This window comes from Erwinia sp. MYb416 (genome assembly GCF_037479575.1).
Taxonomy (GTDB): domain Bacteria; phylum Pseudomonadota; class Gammaproteobacteria; order Enterobacterales; family Enterobacteriaceae; genus Erwinia; species Erwinia rhapontici.
The window spans coordinates 1-524 of the sequence record NZ_JBBGYT010000278.1 but is presented as its reverse complement, the minus strand read 5'-3'; the positions used below and the strand labels follow the sequence as shown (position 1 = coordinate 524).

Below are 524 nucleotides of genomic sequence, written 5' to 3'. Positions count from 1 at the left end.
TTACCGGACCACAAGACCATTTCACTGAATTTTCATTTTCATTAATGAGTACCAGACACTTTAACCATGCATCATCAAGATTGATTGAAACATAGACGGGTTTACTGTTGTAACATGCTACGACATACTGGCCGTAATACGTTGACTGAGGATAAGGTGTATCAGAGTAGCTGATCATAAAATTATTCCATGCTTCACTATCTACCTCAGTATGCGAATGCACCAGATGCATATTATCCTCTGTCAATGGGAAAAAGAATGAAGCGAGTGTTGATTCTCAGTCAGAATATGATTCATATGCTGCTGAATCGACGATAATTCTTTCTGAGGTATGTCGGAAGAGTGAGAAATAATTGTATCGGCGAGAGAAGAGAAAGTGTGCAGACCCGAAACTTTCTTCCAATACCCTCCCTCCCGCAAAAAATCATCCTGTGCTGCATAGAGTTCCATCAACGTTTCTGCAGTGAGCAATCTTTGACTTATCATGCCACCTGTACCTGTTCTTATGCTTAATGCATGCTCCA

General features: G+C 40.6%; 1 protein-coding gene. It reads right to left on the bottom strand.

All coding sequences use genetic code 11. The features are described 5' to 3' along the window. Positions 1-243 precede the first annotated feature (243 nt). Positions 244-524 (bottom strand): hypothetical protein (locus tag WH277_RS02495; protein WP_339504226.1); only part of this gene is annotated, 281 nt, incomplete at its 5' end.